We start from the raw sequence: 16,482 nt of genomic DNA, 5'->3' as shown, positions 1-16,482 counted from the left end.
GCCCGAAATAATTTCAATCAGCTCGTTGGTGATCACAGCCTGACGCGAGCGGTTATACTCGATTGTCAGCTTGTCGATCATGTCACCCGCGTTGCGGGTCGCATTGTCCATCGCGCTCATCCGGGCACCCTGTTCAGAGGCACCATTTTCCAGCAGTGCGGCAAAAATCTGTGTCGCAACTCCGCGCGGCAGCAGATCAGCCAAAAGGGCTTCTTCGCTGGGCTCGTAGTCATACAGAGTGCTTGCACCTTCCGCGTCCGCGTCAAACGCGGCCGGAATGATCTGCTGCTCAGTTGGGATCTGGCTCACAACGTTTACGAACTTCGAATAGAAGATCGTAGCGACATCAAACTCACCCGCGTCAAAGCGCACGAGAATGTCACGGGCAATGCCTTGAGCGTCATCGTAACCCACGCGTTTGACCTCTGTCAGGTCAACGTGGCCTACAAAGTCGTCGCCCAAATCACGTTTGATCGCATCACGGCCTTTTTTGCCGACTGTCAAAACCTTAACGGCTTTGCCTTCAGCTTTCAGTTCCGCGGCTTTCGCGCGTGCCAACTTGGAGATGTTCGCGTTGAAACCACCACACAAACCCCGTTCCGCAGTCATCACCACCAACAGGTGGGTTTGATCGCTTCCGGTGCCCGAGAGCAGCTTCGGTGCTGAATCAGATCCGCCAACCGAGGCCGCGAGCCCACCCAGAACAGCGTTAAACCGTTCTGTGTAAGGCCGCGATTGCTCAGCAGCTTCCTGCGCGCGGCGAAGCTTCGCCGCAGCAACCATTTGCATGGCTTTGGTGATCTTGCGCGTGTTCTTTACGCTCGAGATCCGGTTTTTTAGGTCCTTAAGATTTGGCATCTGTGAGACCTTTCTTACGCGAAGTCAGCGACGAATGCGTCCAGCGCTGCTTTGACTTTGTCTGCGGCATCACCCTTGATCTTAGGATCTTCGTCGGTGATCCACTGAAGCAGATCCGCGTTTTTCGTGCGCAGATGTGTCAGCATCGCTTCTTCGAAACGACCCACGTCGGACACGTCGATCTTGTCGAGGTAGCCGTTCACGCCAGCAAAAATCACACAAACGATTTCCGCGTTGGTCAGCGGCGAATACTGTGGCTGTTTCATCAGCTCGGTCAGACGTGCACCACGGTTCAGCAACTGCTGAGTTGCGGCATCAAGGTCGGAACCAAACTGAGCAAACGCAGCCATTTCACGGTACTGAGCCAGGCTCAGTTTCACTGGACCAGCAACCGAAGACATCGCTTTGGTTTGGGCCGACGAACCAACACGGGAAACCGACAGACCGGTGTTCACAGCAGGACGGATACCTTGGTAGAACAGTTCGGTTTCCAGGAAGATCTGACCGTCGGTGATCGAAATCACGTTGGTTGGAATAAACGCGGAAACGTCGCCACCTTGGGTTTCGATGATTGGCAGCGCGGTGAGCGAGCCGGAACCGAAATCTTCGTTCAGCTTCGCAGAACGCTCAAGCAGACGTGAGTGGAGATAGAAAACGTCACCAGGATAAGCTTCACGTCCGGGTGGACGACGCAGCAGCAGGGACATTTGACGATACGCAACAGCTTGCTTGGACAAATCATCATAGATGATCAGAGCGTGCTTGCCGTTGTCGCGGAAGTACTCGGCCATCGCAGTCGCGGCGTAAGGCGCGAGGAACTGCAAAGGGGCAGGTTCAGAAGCGGTTGCCGCAACAACAATGGAATATTCCATTGCGCCGGATTCTTCCAACTTCTTCACCAACTGAGCAACGGTCGAGCGCTTCTGGCCGATCGCAACGTACACACAGTACAGCTTTTTGCTTTCGTCGTCGCCAGCAGCTTCGTTGTAAGACTTCTGGTTCAGGATCGCATCCAGAGCCACAGCCGACTTACCAGTCTGACGGTCACCAATGATCAGCTCACGCTGGCCACGGCCAATTGGGATCATCGCGTCAACGGACTTCAGGCCAGTGGCCATTGGCTCGTGTACGGATTTACGTGGGATAATGCCCGGTGCTTTCACGTCTGCAACGCCGCGGGTGTCCGATTTGATCGGGCCCTTGCCGTCCAGCGGATTGCCCAGACCGTCAACAACGCGGCCCAGAAGGCCTTCACCTGTTGGGACGTCCACGATGGAGTTGGTACGCTTAACTGTGTCACCTTCTTTGATGTCACGGTCAGAACCAAAGATAACAACACCAACGTTGTCGCTCTCAAGGTTCAGCGCCATGCCTTGAATACCACCTGGGAATTCAACCATCTCACCCGCTTGGACATTGTCCAGGCCGTAGACGCGCGCAATACCGTCACCGACGGAAAGCACACGGCCGACTTCGGCCACTTCGGCCTCCTGGCCAAAGTTTTTAATCTGCTCCTTAAGGATCGCAGAGATTTCGGCTGCTTGGATACCCATTATCCGACCTCTTTCATTGCATTCTGGAGGGAAGCGAGCTTGGAGCGGATCGACGTGTCGATCATCTTCGAGCCCACTTTAACTACAAGACCGCCAACGAGGCTCTCGTCGACGGTCGCGTTGATTTTGACGTCTTTGCCCACACGAGCTGCCAGCGTTTTGGCCAGCTTGTCGATCTGGGTTTTGGTCAAAGCTTTGGCGGTGGTGACATCTGCGGTCACTTCGCCTTTGTTCTCAGCAATCATTGCCTGCAGGTGCTCAATCAGCTGCGGCAGTACAAACAGACGGCGCTTCTGCGCCATCAGAGCCAGCGACTTGCTTAGCACCGGCTGCAAAGCCAACTTGGAGGCGACTGCGCTGATCGCAGCTTCCTGCTCATCGCGGCTGATCAGCGGCGAATGAATCAGGTCACGCAGCTCGGCGCTTTCGCCCAGGGCTGCGTTGAGGTCTACAAGACCGCTTTCCAATTTGGTCAGCGCCTTGTTCTCGAGTGCGATCTCAAAGACCGCAGTGGCATAGCGTTCCGCAATGCCGGAGGAGATCGAAGCTGGTTCGGACACGTCCACCCTTCCGCTCGCTTGCCTCACGCTCTGCATACAATTGTATGCATACCGCAAGGACGTTTCATTACCTCGGGACTAACGAGGCGTTAAATTCCGTCGCGGGTGTAGCAGAGGCTTGCGCAGCTAGCAACATTGTTTGATGTAATCGCCTATGCCGGGAAAGGCCTATTTTATAAGGCTTTGGGCCAAGTGCGACCCTTTGCCTGTTAACTCTGGGGCAAAAAGTGTTTCCCAAACATCCGTTTTTGTCGAATCCCGCCTGCCAAACGAACCTGACAAAAACCTGACGTAGAGACAATTTTCTCTACTTAAGGGCCCGTGGAGGTCCATTCACACCCCGTAAACACGACACCATCAACACATTCTCAATCCAAATCGGAGCTTATTACCCATGGGGATTTAGTACCTGATTCTAAGTGTGGGGATATTATGGGACCTTTAATTCTATTGTCATTGCTGGGCCTCGGCGCAGCCACCGCTTTTGTTGACGTTGGCGAAACCGAAACGACCGGGGATCCGGTACGAGACGACACGGATTCCGAGGACAACGACATGCTGGCCGAAGACCAGCAACCCGCCAACTTGGTTGATCTGGTCGGAACACCAGAAACAGGTGAAGGTATTGACCTTGTGCAGCCGGAATTTACCCAAGACGAGGCAGAACTGGACGGCCCAACCACCTACGGCACAGATGACAACGACACGTTGTATGCCCGTGGCGAAGAGAACATTGACGCTGGTGCTGGCAATGACACGCTCAAATCCTTTGGCGAGGGCATGATTCTTGGCGGCGAAGGCAACGATGTGTTTGACCTTGGCGGCACGGCCGAAGGCCACGGTGGCGCAGGCGAAGACTACATGCACATTTCCGATGCGGCCTCCGGCTTTGGTGGCGAGGGCGACGACACATTTTTCCTCCAACACAACAACTCTGCGGACGACGGTGCGGCTACTGCGGATGGCGGCGACGGCGACGATACCTTCGTTATGAAGCCGCTTTCTGGCCTACCGGAAGAAGCAGTGTCTCACGTCCTGACCGGCGGCGAAGGCGCGGACGTCTACGCTTTTGACATCGACGGTGCCACTGCGATCCGAGACGGAGACGACAATCAGATCATCGCCACCATCACAGACTTTGATCCTGACGAAGACATGCTGTTGCTTGATCTGGGCGCAATGCCCAGTTTTGACGATGTTGACGAGTTGCCCCTTCCTGAGGTCTCCACCACCGAAGATCCGGACGGCGCGTTTGTGGATGTCCACTTCAGCTGGACCAACCCGCTTAACGATGACAACGTCGAAACCCGCACTGTCCGTCTCGAAGGCCTGTTCGAATTCGACACCAGCAACGTCCAGTTGACCAGCGTGTTTGATCCAGACAGTCATCACAACGAAGACGACACCGGCGAGGGTGACGCGCACCGCCTCTATGCCCTGACGCCAACCGAGGGCAGCGATGAAGCGGACGCGCTGACGCTCAGCGAAGACACCGCCACTGTTTTGAAAGGCGGAGACGACACGGTCGAAATCACCGATGGTACGCATCTGATATACGGCGGCGAAGGCAACGACAGCATCGAAGTTACTGAAGCTGGCGATGGCGCGGCACAGCTGTTTGGCGGCGAAGGGGATGACGTTTTGACCGCTGATCTGATCCAAAACAACGACACCGCACTCTTTGGCGGGGACGGTGACGATTCCATCACTTTTGGCATGGGTCACTATGTTGAAGGCGGCGAAGGCTCCGACACGTTGGTGTTGAATCTGCATGAAGACGCGATGGATCAAGGCCCTGCCGTGATCAAACAACTGAGCGGCAACCACCTCACGATAAACATCCCTGCCGGACTGGAAGGCGAAGTTGACGTGGTCAACCACACCTACAGCAACGGCTTCGAAGTTGCCTATTCAGAGGTGTTTGTCGGCGATGTCTCAATCTTGAAGGTTATGGAAGAAGACTTTGCCACTGGTGTCGGCATCGCGGAAGAAGATCCACGCTTGGAGATCCTGCGCGCCGCCTAAGCCCAGCCCCCTTAAGCCGGGGCAACCTCCGGCTTGGGATTTAACACACTCAATGGCTTCCTGACACGTGCGGACACGCCGGGTCCGGTTGGCGCGTGGACGCGCTTGCTGGCTTCCACAATCAGCACCCCGCCTGCCATGACGGGCGAGACTGTTTTGCCAATCCCTTCCCAAAGGGCACCGGTTTTACGCCAAAACCGCTTATGACTTGGCGGTTGATACAAGGTCGCGCGGTGGCGCTCCGGCATAAAACCATGCTCGCGCAGCTGGGTCTCCAATTGCCCAGCTGAATAGGGCCTCCCAAAGCCAAACGGTGTCTTATCACTGCTCGACCACATGCCGGTACGATGTGGCACCACAAACAAGGCACGCCCGCCCGGCCCCAATACACGATGCGCCTCGGTCAACACGTCGCTGGGCCGCTCGCTTGTTTCCAGGCCGTGCATCAACACCAGCCGATCGACACGCCCCGTATCCAACGGCCAAAGCGTTTCCTCACACAACACAGACACATTGGCCATGCCCGCAGGCCAAGGCATCACGCCCTGTGGCGCCGGCATCAAGCCAATCACCCGCCGCGCATCGGACAGATAGGGTCGCAGCAACGGCACTGCAAAGCCAAACCCCGCCACCGTCTGGCCTTTGACTTCAGCCTCGGGCCAAAGCTCCAACACCTCATCCCGCACAGCCTTTTGGGCCGCGCGCCCCAAGGTGCTGCGGTAATAAAAATTTCGAAGATCCTGCACGTCAAGATGCATTGCACCCGGCTCCCCGATAGGCAAATCTAGAACTAACATAACAACACAGAGGCGGATTTCCATGCCCCATGAGATTGTCACCATCCCCTGCCTGTCCGACAACTACGCCTTTCTGATCCACGACCCGACCACCGGTGCCACCGCGCTGGTGGATGCACCGGAACCTGGCCCGATTTTGGCGGAGCTCAAACGCCGCAATTGGACGCTCACCCACATCTTGCTCACCCACCACCACTGGGACCATATCGATGGTCTGCCTGACATTCTTGCCACCCATCCTGCCAAAGTGATCGGCGCCAAAGCCGACGCCCATCGCTTGCCTTCTCTCGATCTGGCCGTCACAGAAGGTGAGACCTTCGACTTTGCAGGCGAACCTGTCTCTGTCTTGGATGTGTCCGGTCACACCGTGGGTCACATCGCTTTTCACTTCCCGGATACCGCCGCCGTGTTCACCGGTGACAGCCTGATGGCCATGGGCTGTGGCCGCCTGTTTGAAGGCACCCCGGCGCAGATGTTTGACAGCCTCACAAAACTCGCGGCCCTGCCAGACGAGACCACCGTGTGCTCCGGCCATGAATACACCACATCCAACTGCGCTTTTGCCGCTTCCCTTGGCAACAACGATGCAAATGTGGCAAAGCGCATATCTGATACCGCCGAGATGCGCGCCAAAGGGATGGCCACGGTTCCTTCAAGCCTTGGATTGGAAAAACAAACCAATCCCTTCCTGCGCAGTGCTGATCCTGCCTTGCAAAAGGCCCTTGGCATACAAGGCGCTGCCCCGGTCGACGTCTTCACCGAGGTGCGCAAACAAAAAGACTCTTTTTGATCAGACACACCAAAACAGACGCAAATCCAATGTAGACACGCTCAATAGGACGGCGGTTCACGTGCAAGTGACCCAACCAGAGGCTGAATAGACAGAAATCTGCATCAAATTTTGCAGAAAGTCCTTGAAGACCGCCGTCAATCGACCAAACTTTAATACAACGACCCTATGGTGAAGGAAGGGCCACCCGCCTTCATCGAACCCCGGAGGGAGCAGTCACACCGTGCCGTCATTTTCGAACTCACTAGAACAAGCCATCCACGCCGCGCTCGCGCAGGCCAACCAGCGCAAACATGAATTTGCCACGCTGGAGCACTTGCTCCTGTCGCTGCTGGATGAGCCCGATGCCCTGCGCGTGATGCAAGCTTGTGGCGTGAACGTCGACGAGCTGCGCAAAGACCTTGAGGACTTCATTGACGATGACCTGTCCAATCTGGTCACCGACATTGAAGGCTCTGAAGCTGTGCCAACAGCCGCATTCCAGCGTGTAATCCAACGCGCTGCTATTCACGTTCAAAGCTCCGGGCGCACCGAAGTGACCGGCGCCAACGTACTGGTCGCCATCTTTGCTGAACGCGAATCCAACGCTGCCTACTTCCTGCAGGAGCAAGATATGACCCGCTATGACGCGGTCAACTTTATCGCGCATGGTGTTGCCAAAGATCCGGCCTTTGGCGAAGCCCGCCCGGTCAGCGGCGCGGACGACGAACAGGAGCAGCGCATCGAAGCTGCCGCCGAAGGCGGCGAGGCCAAAGAGAGCGCTCTGGCCAAATACTGTGTTGATTTGAACGTGAAAGCCAACAAGGGCGACGTCGACCCGCTGATTGGCCGCGATCACGAGGTGGAGCGCTGCATTCAGGTGCTTTGCCGCCGCCGCAAAAACAACCCGCTTCTGGTGGGCGATCCCGGCGTGGGCAAAACCGCGATTGCCGAAGGTCTCGCGCGCAAAATTGTGAACGGCGATATTCCAGAGGTTCTGTCTGAGACCACCATCTATTCCCTCGACATGGGCGCGTTGCTTGCAGGCACCCGCTACCGCGGCGATTTTGAAGAACGCCTGAAAGCTGTGGTCACCGAGTTGGAAGAACACCCCGACGCCGTGCTGTTTATCGACGAAATCCACACCGTGATTGGGGCTGGTGCCACATCCGGTGGTGCGATGGATGCGTCCAACCTGCTGAAACCTGCTCTTCAGGGCGGCAAACTGCGCACCATGGGCTCCACCACCTACAAAGAGTTCCGCCAGCACTTTGAGAAAGACCGTGCGCTGGCCCGTCGCTTCCAAAAAATCGACGTGAACGAGCCTAATGTGCCCGACAGCATCAAAATTCTGCGCGGTCTCAAAGAGTACTTTGAGGCACATCACAGCGTGAAATACACCGCTGATGCGATCAAAACTGCCGTGGAACTGTCCGCGCGCTACATCAATGACCGCAAACTGCCGGACAAAGCCATCGACGTCATCGACGAAGCGGGCGCTGCGCAGCATCTTGTGGCTGCCTCCAAGCGTCGCAAAACCATTGGTGTAAAGGAAATCGAGGCTGTGGTGGCCAAGATCGCCCGCATCCCGCCCAAAAGCGTCTCCAAAGACGACGCCGAAGTGCTCAAGGATTTGGAAAAATCCCTCAAGCGCGTGGTGTTTGGTCAGGACAAAGCGATCGAGTCACTGTCCTCTGCCATCAAACTGGCCCGTGCAGGACTGCGTGAACCTGAAAAGCCCATCGGCAACTACCTGTTTGCTGGTCCAACTGGTGTGGGCAAAACCGAAGTCGCAAAACAACTGGCCGACACGCTAGGCGTGGAACTGCTGCGCTTTGACATGTCCGAATACATGGAGAAACACGCGGTCTCCCGCCTGATCGGTGCGCCTCCCGGCTATGTTGGTTTTGACCAGGGCGGCCTGCTCACCGACGGCGTGGATCAACATCCGCATTGTGTGCTGTTGCTTGACGAGATGGAGAAAGCCCACCCCGACGTCTACAACATCCTGCTGCAAGTGATGGACAATGGTGAGTTGACCGATCACAACGGCCGGACCGTGAGCTTCCGCAACGTGGTTGTGATCATGACCTCCAACGCGGGCGCATCGGAACAGGCAAAAGCCGCCATCGGCTTTGGACGCGACCGTCGCGAAGGCGAAGACACCGCCGCGATCGAGCGTACGTTTACACCTGAATTCCGCAACCGTCTGGACGCGGTGATCTCCTTCGCACCACTGCCCAAAGAGGTCATCTTGCAGGTGGTCGAGAAGTTTGTGCTGCAGCTTGAGGCGCAGCTGATGGACCGCAATGTGACCATTGAGTTGACCCCAAAAGCCGCGCAATGGCTGGCAGACAAAGGCTATGATGATCGCATGGGCGCACGTCCACTTGGCCGTGTTATTCAGGAACACATCAAGAAACCACTGGCTGAGGAGCTGCTATTTGGCAAATTGGCCAAAGGCGGTGTGGTCAAGGTGAAGGTCAAGAACGGCGAATTGCTGCTTGATCTGGCCGGCCCTGACAGCCCCCGTATCACCGGCGACAAGCCACCGCTGCTGACAGCGGAGTGATGCGGACACACAGTCTTGCACTGATTGGCGCGCTCGCAGCTTTTCCGGCTGCGGGCGCGCCGACGTTTTCACTGCCCGTGGATTGCGAGTTGGGTGAGACATGCTTCATTCAAAACTACGTCGACCACGATGAAAGCGATGGTCACCTCGATCACACCTGCGGCCCGCTCTCTTATGACGGCCACAAAGGCACCGATTTTGCTCTGCCCACCACCGATGCCATGGACGCCGGAGTAAACGTGATGGCCGCGGCCAATGGCGTGGTTCTGGGCACGCGAGATGGCATGATCGACAAAGTGATCGCCACCGAAGACATCCCCAATCTCAATGGCAAAGACTGCGGCAACGGGCTCTCAATCGATCACGGAGACGGTTGGGTCAGCCAATATTGCCACATGAAACAAGGTTCCGTGGCTGTGTCTCAAGGTGATAAAATCGCACGTGGTCAGGTGCTGGGCCAAATTGGTCTCTCCGGCCGCACGCAGTTCCCCCATCTTCATATCTCCATCCGCCAAGGCAACCGTGTGGTGGATCCTTTTGCGCCTGACCATCTGGGTGTCTGCGGAGAAGCCAATGACAAGCTCTGGGATGATGGCATTGACTACGTTGGCGGCGGGTTGATCCGCATCGGATTTGAAGTTGGTGTGCCAAAATTCGCGTCCATCAAGTCCGGCATGGCCGGTCGCGTCCGCGTGCCTTCGCAAGCCAAAGCTTTGGTTCTTTTTGGCTACGCCTTTGGCAGCCGGCCCAACGACAAAATGACGCTCACTATCACCGGGCCACAAGGATCGGTGTTTGATCACACGGTCATCCTGGAGAAAACTCAGGCGCAGTATTTCCGCGCAGGTGGCAAACGCACCCCAATTGGCGGCTGGCCCAAGGGCACCTATCAGGGTGCAGTCACAATCACGCGCGATGGCACCCAACTGGACCATCAAGCCATCACGCTTACAGTGGACTAACCGCGTCTATTTCTCTGTGAACTTCAACTCAATCCGACGATTGCGCGCCCGCGCCTCTGCCGTATCTTCGGGGTCAACCGGCTGAAATTGACCAAACCCATTGGCCGACAACCGCTGTGGCGGCAAGCCCAGAACGTCGATCATATACCGAACCACAGACAGCGCCCGCGCTTGGCTCAACTCCCAGTTATCCGCAAACGCGCCGCCATAAATTGGCACGTCATCCGTGTGGCCGTCCACACGCAAGATCCAGTTGATATTGCTGGGAATATCGTCAATCACGCTCTGTAGGATACCAGCCACCTTGGCAACCTCTGCCTGCCCCTCAAACGACAGATCTGCGCCGCCAGGTGGAAACAGCACTTCGGAGGAGAACACAAACCGGTCGCCAACTATGCGTACACCTTCCTGCGCACCAAGAAGGCTCCGCAGCTGTCCAAAAAACTCAGAGCGATACTGCTCCAGATCTTTGGTCTGGTTCTGCAGCGCAATCTTCTCCTGCTCAAGCCGGATACGCTCCGCCTCTTCCAGAAGCCGCCGCTTACGCTCCTCCGCTGCGGCTCGCGCCAGCGCCGCATTGAGATCCGATCCCAGCGCCTCAAGCTGCACATTTGCCGCCACATCTTTCTCGGCGTATTCGTCCAAAATGGTCTGCAACTGGCCCAATTGCGTGCGCAACGCGCCAATCTGCTGATTGAGCGCAGCAATTTGGCGCAGGCTTTCCGCCGACTTGGCTTCTTCTGCGGACAGCGCCTTGTTGGCCTCAGCCAGCAAAGCATCGCGTCGCTCGGCTTCTGTCAAAGCATCAACTTGCCCCGCTTCCGCTACCTTTTGCGCGGCCAAGGCCTTGGCCAATTCCTCTTCGACGTTCAGCACATCCCGCAGCTTTTGTTCCGCCGCCAGTTTTGCTGCCAACGCGGACGCCAACCGCTCCCGCAACGACGATCCACCGGCTTGAGCATTGACCTGCGCCGCAACCGCAGCCGCCAATTGCTCTTCCAGATCGGCCACTTGTGCGGTCAAACCTTCAGCTGTCGCAGCCGCCTCAGCGCCTTGCGATTCCGCCGCCAACTTCGCGGCCAAAGCCTCAGCCAACTGCGCCTCAAGTTCCTGCAAATCAGACCGACGCTCGCCAACTTGCGCTTCGGCCGTGGCCCGCGCTGCCACCTCTGCCACCAGCTGGTTCTGCAACGCGCTCACGGTGCGCCGGTTTTCTTCCAGCCCCAACAGCGCCGCCGCCAACTCCGCTTTCACCGAGGCAAGTTCACCTTCACGCGCATCTCGCTCTGCTTCTGCCGTGGCCAGCAAAAGCACGGTTTCTTCTAAACTCGCGTCAACGCTCTGCCCTGCCACCAACGCCGCCGCCAGTTTCAGATCCAGATCTTCGCGCGCAGCTTCGGCAGCCGCCAACATCGTCAACGTGTTTTCAGCCTCCTTGCGCTGCGCCTCAAGCGCCAGCGTCATCGCCGTCAGTTCCGCATCCGCGTTTTCAAGCCGTTTTCGCAACTCTTCCGCGGCCGCTGCTTCCAGCACACGCCGCTGCTCTTCTGCGGTCAGCGCCTTGTCCAGCTGATCAGCCTCCGCCGCCAACTCGTCAATCTGTTGTTCGTTGGCCGCGACCTCTGTGCGCAAACTGTCGATCAACGCCTGCATGGCGTCCGCTTCCGCCGCGGCCAGCCGCGCAGTTTCAACACCCGCATCAATTTCGCTGCGCGCCTGCGCCAGCGCCAGGTTCAATGCTTCGCGCTCATCAATCAGCGTCTCACGATCGCCTTCCAGCGTCGCAATTTCGGCCCGCGCCTCATTCCGTTGCGCCAATAGCGTTGCGACCTGTGCTTCAAAACTGGTGATTTGTGTGCGCGCCGCATCCAAAGCCGCCGCCTGCGCATCCCGCGTGGCTGTCAGCGCAGAAATCAACGCGTCCTGCTCTCGCAACTGGGTTTCTCGATCGCCCAACGTGGCCGACAAACCGCCAATTTCGGTTTCAAGCTCCTGCGCCCGTGTCCGCTCCAACCCCAAAGCATCCGCCAATGCGGCCACCTCTGACTGCAGTGTGTTGAGCTCTGAATCTTTCTCGGTGATGGTCTCTGACAGTACAAACTGCACGATCATAAAGATCGTCAGCACAAACATCAGAACCAGCAAAAGGCCGGTCATTGCGTCTACAAAGCCGGGCCAAATACTGGCTTGAAAGCGTTGTCCAGTGCGTCGGGACAGGGCCATGGCTTAGCCCTCCTTGCCGCCCTTGGGCGCTGGTGGACGTTTCAATTGCACCTTGGTGACGGGCCCTTTGGTTTCGCCGTCCATGGCGTTGCCAACCCGGCGCAGCACCCGTGCGATCCCGTTCAACTCGGTGCGCAGCTCGGTCATGCTTTCCTGACGACCCGCGGAAATTTCTTCCAAAATGCGCAACATCTGAACGTCAATTGAGCGCAACCGCATCCGGCTTTCCGCATCCATGCCACCGTCCAAACCGCCGCCGTCAGACAATTGCGAGACCAGTTTTTCCTGCCCCTCCGCAATGCGCAACAAGGCCTGCGTTGCCGCGTCCTGTGTTTCAAGCCGATCGGTCATGCGGTGCATTGCCTCAAGCAATGCAGCCATATCGCCCCCGCTTTCGCCGCGCACCTGTGCCGTTTGCACCATGGTTTCGCGCAGCTGATCCAGCTGGCCGGACATGTGCTCAAACGCAGCGCCCAACACCGAAACGTCACCGCCGTCTCCATCGCCGGAGGAAAAGCCAACACGTGTGAATGAGCTCAACCACTCTTCCAATTCACGGTAAAATCGGTTCTGCCCGTGGCTTGCAAACAGCTCCAAGAGCCCCACCACAAGCGAGCCCGCCAGGCCCAGCAGCGAGGAGGCAAACGCCACGCCCATGCCGCCCAACTGGCTTTCCAAACCGTCCATCAGGCGGCTCACCACGTCTATACTGGATTCACCCCCGCCCAAATCGAGGCTTTTGATGGTGTCCACCACCGCCGGAACCGTGGTCGCCAGACCATAAAACGTGCCCAACAGACCGAGGAAGATCAGCAGGTTGACAATATAGCGCGTGATTTCACGCCCTTCATCGATCCGCGTCGCAACTGACTCCAAAATGGAACTTGTCGAGGTCGAGGAAATTTGCCCATGCATCCCGCGCTCACGCAGCAGGCTGGCCAATGGCGCCAGCAATGTGGGTGGGTTGGCGGCGTCATGGCCTTCCAGACGTCCAGCAAAACCTTCAATCCAACGCACCGATCGGAACAGCGAAAGCACTTGGGCAAAGGTTGCGGCCACACCAACCAAAAACACAAAGAAGATAAAGCCGTTAAGCTCAGGGTTGGCGGTGAACACCGGCAACACTTGAGGCAAGGCCACATAACCCACGGCGGCCACAAGCCCCAAGACAACCAGCATCTGAAGAATCTGGAAGGTCGGTTTAGAGAAATGCGGCTCGACTGTACGGTCCGGCTGATCCATTTAGATGGGTCCTGACGCTTTGTTTTTCTGCGCTCACCCTACTGCCATGTCCCTGCCCTGCCAAGGAATTTCGCCGATTTTGGTACGACGGCCTTCAGGCAGCGGTCAATCTGCGCACTTCTTGGGACAACCACTTCAGGTCGCCATCCTCAATGCCCAGTTCAAAAAGATGGCTGGCCGTGTTGTGCAGGTACTCTGTGTTGGGTCCACGCCCGCCCACAGCAGTTGAAATGATCCGCGCCTGCTCATCCAACGACAGGTGACAATACTGCACGTGATCGGGATCAATCACATAGGTCACAGCCTGCACGGCACGTCCATCGCGCAAGGTCAAAGGCAGTGTTTCCTCAAGATAAGCCGAACTCACCAACTCCCGTTCGCGCAAATAATCCAAGGTGCGCGCTTCATGTCCATCTGCCACCTTCAACGCCACCCCCTGACAATGGGCGCCGACTTCTGCGTCCAGAGCCAAAACAAGCCCCGGATCCTCCACGGTGCCACGGTGGTGAATGGAGCGCATGCAAAAGCTGCGATGCCACCCGTCCAAACGGGCAACCGCCTGCTCCGCGACCTCAAATCCCGGGTTCCACAAAAGCGATCCGTATCCAAATACCCACATAGTCTGCCTCTGGTCCTGCTGGCTTTGCGCCGTTAAACACCAAACGGACACTGTGAGAAAGGCCCTACCATGATGAGATTGCTGACCCTGCTTGTGCTTTTGGCCGCTTTGGCGTGGTCCGGCTTCTGGCTTCTGGGCTACGGCGCGCTCACAGCAGCCGTGCCAATCTGGTTCGAAGACCGCCGCGCAGAGGGTTGGGTAGCTGAATATGACACCCTATCGGTGTCCGGTTTCCCAAGCCGTTTGGACAGCACACTAGAAAACCTCACTTTGGCCGATCCACAAACCGGCGTTGCTTGGGAGGCGCCGTTTTTCAACATGCACGCTCTGACCTACCGCCCCAATCACGTGATTGCGGTCTGGCCCAACACGCAAACCCTCGCCATTCCTGGCGAAAAGCTCTCCATAACCACCGGCGACATGCGAGCTTCCCTGGTGCTTGATCCCGGCACCGACCTTACACTCAGCCGCGCCAACCTTGCGATTGAAAGCCTCGGCGTGACCTCAACCGCCAGCTGGCAACTGGCCGCCAGCGCTATCAACCTTGCCATGCATCGCGATGCGGAAAACGCCGCCACCTATCGCGTCGCGTTCAAGGCCGACACGCTGACGCCGCCTGTCGGGTTTGCCCTGCCAAATGGCATCGACCTGCCGCGCAGTTTCTCAAGTTTTCGCGCCGACCTCACCGCCAGTTTTGATCGTCCGTGGGACCGCACCGCCATCGAACATTCCCGCCCCCAACCGGTTTCTCTTAACCTGACATTGGCGGAGATCATTTGGGGTGATTTGCAACTTCACGCGGCAGGAAACGTCACCATCGACACCTCTGGCTTTCCTACTGGCGAGGTCACCATACGTGCCGTCAACTGGCGTGACCTCTTGGAAGTGGCCCGTCATTCCGGCCACCTGCCTGTGCCCGTGATCGACACGGTGGAACAAGCGCTAGGCTTTGTGGCGCAGCTGTCCGGCAAGGCAAATGAGCTCGACATTCCGCTGACATTTGCAAATGGCGCAACAAAATTAGGGCCGCTGCCCATCGGCCCGGCCCCGCGCATTTTTCTCCGCTAAGAACGCAGTTCAGCGACAGTAAGCCCCGCCGCGATGTTTCGCAGTATCGAAGTGGAAGTGGTCCCTGTGGTAGCGATCGGCATTGGGGCCCAAAACCGTGCCAAACGGCCCACAAGCCTGCTTGTGCATCTTCTTGAGAATCCGGCCTTTCTTGCCGTTGTTCCAGTCTTTCAGAACCGAAATACTCTCGCCGTTTTTCAGCTTGATCGCCGAGATATCAATCGCCTTGCCTCTGCCGTGCTCACTGATCTTGGCACCGGGGCGGTTGTTACGTGTCCGGCAGGAATACCCGGCGGCCACCTTGATCTCCTTGGCCCCACCACCAAAGCTGCGCACCGATTTTTTCAGACCTTTATCAACCCATTTCTCCAGCGCCTTGGCTGTGTCACAGGTCATCACCGCAGGCGTGGATAGCTTCACGCCATCAACTTCGTAGAGCTTGATGGCCCCTTTTTTGATGCCGCAGCCACGCAGCTTGGCCGGCACCGGCGGCACCTCTTTGCCAATCAGACGCTTGTTGCGGCACACTTTGCCAATGCCCGCGGCTTTACGCGCTCGTTTTTCTGCCCGCGTCACACGCACAGGCTCTGGCTCAGCCATCTCAATCGTGGCCGCCGCTGCAGCTGTGGCAGGCGCAACAGCCGCAACGCGCGTGACCGTTGCCGCATTGCCTTCAGGCCGCAACACTGGTCGCAAAGACTGATCGGGAGCAAAACTTGGCAACGCCACCGGATAGACCACGCGCAAAACCGGCCGCAAACTGCGCTCCGGTGCATTGGCCAGCGCAGCACTCAACGCACCCGCCCCCAAAGTCACCGCAATCGCCAAGTATGCCGCTGTCTGCTTCATGCCTTAGGTGCCTCACGGCCAAAGTTTGGCGCAGCCGTGTCCTGTCCCGCCTCAATGATCCCGCGACGAATTTCCCGTGTTCGGGTGAAATAGTCGTGCAGATGCTCGCCATCTCCAGTGCGAATCGCGCGTTGCAGCGCAAACAGCTCTTCTGTGAAGCGCCCCAAAATCTCCAGCGTTGCGTCTTTGTTGGTCAAAAACACGTCCCGCCACATGGTGGGGTCAGATGCCGCGATCCGGGTAAAGTCCCGAAACCCCGCCGCCGAATACTTGATGACTTCGCTGTCGGTCACACGGCGCAGATCATCCGCCACGCCGACCATAGTGTAGGCAATCAGGTGCGGCGTGTGGCTGGTCACGGCCAGCACCAAATCATGGTGGTCCG

The 16,482-nt window shown here is 57.6% G+C and carries 14 protein-coding genes; 5 read left to right on the top strand and 9 right to left on the bottom strand.

The features are described from left to right. The 3 genes from QZ517_RS16480 to QZ517_RS16470 form a co-directional block, all read right to left on the bottom strand. The coding region (locus QZ517_RS16480) for a F0F1 ATP synthase subunit gamma (RefSeq protein WP_294228803.1) at positions 1 to 858 on the bottom strand (858 nt) is incomplete at its 3' end. A 14-nt stretch (positions 859 to 872) separates the two neighbouring features. Next, the gene (gene atpA / locus QZ517_RS16475; RefSeq protein ID WP_294228800.1) at positions 873 to 2,411 is read right to left on the bottom strand and encodes a F0F1 ATP synthase subunit alpha; all 1,539 of its coding nucleotides are present in this window, start codon (positions 2,409 to 2,411) and stop codon (positions 873 to 875) included. Then, a complete protein-coding gene (locus tag QZ517_RS16470; protein WP_294228798.1) occupies positions 2,411 to 2,971 on the bottom strand; it encodes a F0F1 ATP synthase subunit delta in 561 nt (186 codons plus the stop codon). The genes atpA and QZ517_RS16470 overlap by 1 nt, the downstream gene beginning before the upstream one ends. A gap of 432 nt (positions 2,972 to 3,403) precedes the next feature. On the opposite strand from QZ517_RS16470, the gene QZ517_RS16465 reads away from it, so the two are divergent. Further along, complete coding sequence (locus QZ517_RS16465) at positions 3,404 to 4,996, top strand: hypothetical protein (RefSeq protein WP_294228796.1); 1,593 nt, start codon at positions 3,404 to 3,406, stop codon at positions 4,994 to 4,996. An 11-nt stretch (positions 4,997 to 5,007) separates the two neighbouring features. On the opposite strand, the gene QZ517_RS16460 is transcribed toward QZ517_RS16465, so the two are convergent. Further along, the gene (locus tag QZ517_RS16460; RefSeq protein WP_294228793.1) at positions 5,008 to 5,754 is read right to left on the bottom strand and encodes a class I SAM-dependent methyltransferase; all 747 of its coding nucleotides are present in this window, start codon (positions 5,752 to 5,754) and stop codon (positions 5,008 to 5,010) included. A 61-nt stretch (positions 5,755 to 5,815) separates the two neighbouring features. On the opposite strand from QZ517_RS16460, the gene gloB reads away from it, so the two are divergent. From gloB to QZ517_RS16445, 3 genes are all read left to right on the top strand, one after another. Further along, the gene (gene gloB, locus QZ517_RS16455; RefSeq protein ID WP_294228791.1) at positions 5,816 to 6,583 is read left to right on the top strand and encodes a hydroxyacylglutathione hydrolase; all 768 of its coding nucleotides are present in this window, start codon (positions 5,816 to 5,818) and stop codon (positions 6,581 to 6,583) included. Positions 6,584 to 6,806: 223 nt separating this feature from the next. Continuing rightward, entirely contained in the window at positions 6,807 to 9,134 is a 2,328-nt protein-coding gene (gene clpA / locus QZ517_RS16450) for an ATP-dependent Clp protease ATP-binding subunit ClpA (protein ID WP_294228788.1), read from the top strand. After that, positions 9,134 to 10,096 carry a M23 family metallopeptidase gene (locus tag QZ517_RS16445; protein WP_294228783.1) on the top strand — a complete coding sequence of 321 codons (963 nt, stop codon included), beginning with the start codon at positions 9,134 to 9,136 and terminating at the stop codon, positions 10,094 to 10,096. Before clpA ends, QZ517_RS16445 begins: the two co-directional genes overlap by 1 nt. A gap of 6 nt (positions 10,097 to 10,102) precedes the next feature. On the opposite strand, the gene QZ517_RS16440 is transcribed toward QZ517_RS16445, so the two are convergent. The 3 genes from QZ517_RS16440 to QZ517_RS16430 all read right to left on the bottom strand — a co-directional run bounded on the left by QZ517_RS16440 (position 10,103) and on the right by QZ517_RS16430 (position 14,180). Next, positions 10,103 to 12,319 (bottom strand): peptidoglycan -binding protein, encoded by a 2,217-nt coding sequence (locus QZ517_RS16440; protein WP_294228781.1) that lies wholly within the window; start codon positions 12,317 to 12,319, stop codon positions 10,103 to 10,105. Positions 12,320 to 12,322: 3 nt separating this feature from the next. Further along, a complete protein-coding gene (locus tag QZ517_RS16435; RefSeq protein ID WP_294228778.1) occupies positions 12,323 to 13,561 on the bottom strand; it encodes a biopolymer transporter ExbB in 1,239 nt (412 codons plus the stop codon). 94 nt (positions 13,562 to 13,655) lie between these two features. Beyond that, positions 13,656 to 14,180, bottom strand: a complete 525-nt coding sequence (locus QZ517_RS16430; RefSeq protein WP_294228775.1) for a gamma-glutamylcyclotransferase — start codon at positions 14,178 to 14,180, stop codon at positions 13,656 to 13,658. A gap of 69 nt (positions 14,181 to 14,249) precedes the next feature. Here QZ517_RS16430 and QZ517_RS16425 point away from each other — a divergent pair, with 69 nt between their 5' ends. After that, positions 14,250 to 15,248: a DUF2125 domain-containing protein gene (locus tag QZ517_RS16425; RefSeq protein ID WP_294228772.1), complete on the top strand. Its 999-nt coding sequence runs from the start codon at positions 14,250 to 14,252 to the stop codon at positions 15,246 to 15,248. A 9-nt stretch (positions 15,249 to 15,257) separates the two neighbouring features. Here the strand turns inward: QZ517_RS16425 and QZ517_RS16420 are convergent, their stop codons facing one another. Both QZ517_RS16420 and QZ517_RS16415 read right to left on the bottom strand, forming a co-directional pair. Next, a complete protein-coding gene (locus tag QZ517_RS16420; protein ID WP_294228769.1) occupies positions 15,258 to 16,097 on the bottom strand; it encodes an extensin family protein in 840 nt (279 codons plus the stop codon). Further along, a partial coding sequence (locus QZ517_RS16415; protein ID WP_294228767.1) for a prephenate dehydrogenase dimerization domain-containing protein occupies positions 16,094 to 16,482 on the bottom strand: 389 nt, incomplete at its 5' end. The genes QZ517_RS16415 and QZ517_RS16420, both read right to left, overlap by 4 nt.

The organism is uncultured Shimia sp. (genome assembly GCF_913054185.1).
Classification (GTDB): Bacteria; Pseudomonadota; Alphaproteobacteria; order Rhodobacterales; family Rhodobacteraceae; genus Shimia.
The sequence above is the reverse complement of the archived record's forward strand: the minus strand, read 5'-3'. Positions and strand labels throughout refer to the sequence as shown.

Coding starts and splice junctions, on each gene's coding strand:
- atpA (WP_294228800.1), bottom strand. CDS start 2,411: ATGGGTATCCAAGCAGCCGAAATCTCTGCGATCCTTAAGGAGCAGATT.
- QZ517_RS16465 (WP_294228796.1), top strand. CDS start 3,404: ATGGGACCTTTAATTCTATTGTCATTGCTGGGCCTCGGCGCAGCCACC.
- QZ517_RS16460 (WP_294228793.1), bottom strand. CDS start 5,754: ATGCATCTTGACGTGCAGGATCTTCGAAATTTTTATTACCGCAGCACC.
- gloB (WP_294228791.1), top strand. CDS start 5,816: ATGCCCCATGAGATTGTCACCATCCCCTGCCTGTCCGACAACTACGCC.
- QZ517_RS16445 (WP_294228783.1), top strand. CDS start 9,134: ATGCGGACACACAGTCTTGCACTGATTGGCGCGCTCGCAGCTTTTCCG.
- QZ517_RS16440 (WP_294228781.1), bottom strand. CDS start 12,319: ATGGCCCTGTCCCGACGCACTGGACAACGCTTTCAAGCCAGTATTTGG.
- QZ517_RS16435 (WP_294228778.1), bottom strand. CDS start 13,561: ATGGATCAGCCGGACCGTACAGTCGAGCCGCATTTCTCTAAACCGACC.
- QZ517_RS16430 (WP_294228775.1), bottom strand. CDS start 14,180: ATGTGGGTATTTGGATACGGATCGCTTTTGTGGAACCCGGGATTTGAG.
- QZ517_RS16425 (WP_294228772.1), top strand. CDS start 14,250: ATGATGAGATTGCTGACCCTGCTTGTGCTTTTGGCCGCTTTGGCGTGG.
- QZ517_RS16420 (WP_294228769.1), bottom strand. CDS start 16,097: ATGAAGCAGACAGCGGCATACTTGGCGATTGCGGTGACTTTGGGGGCG.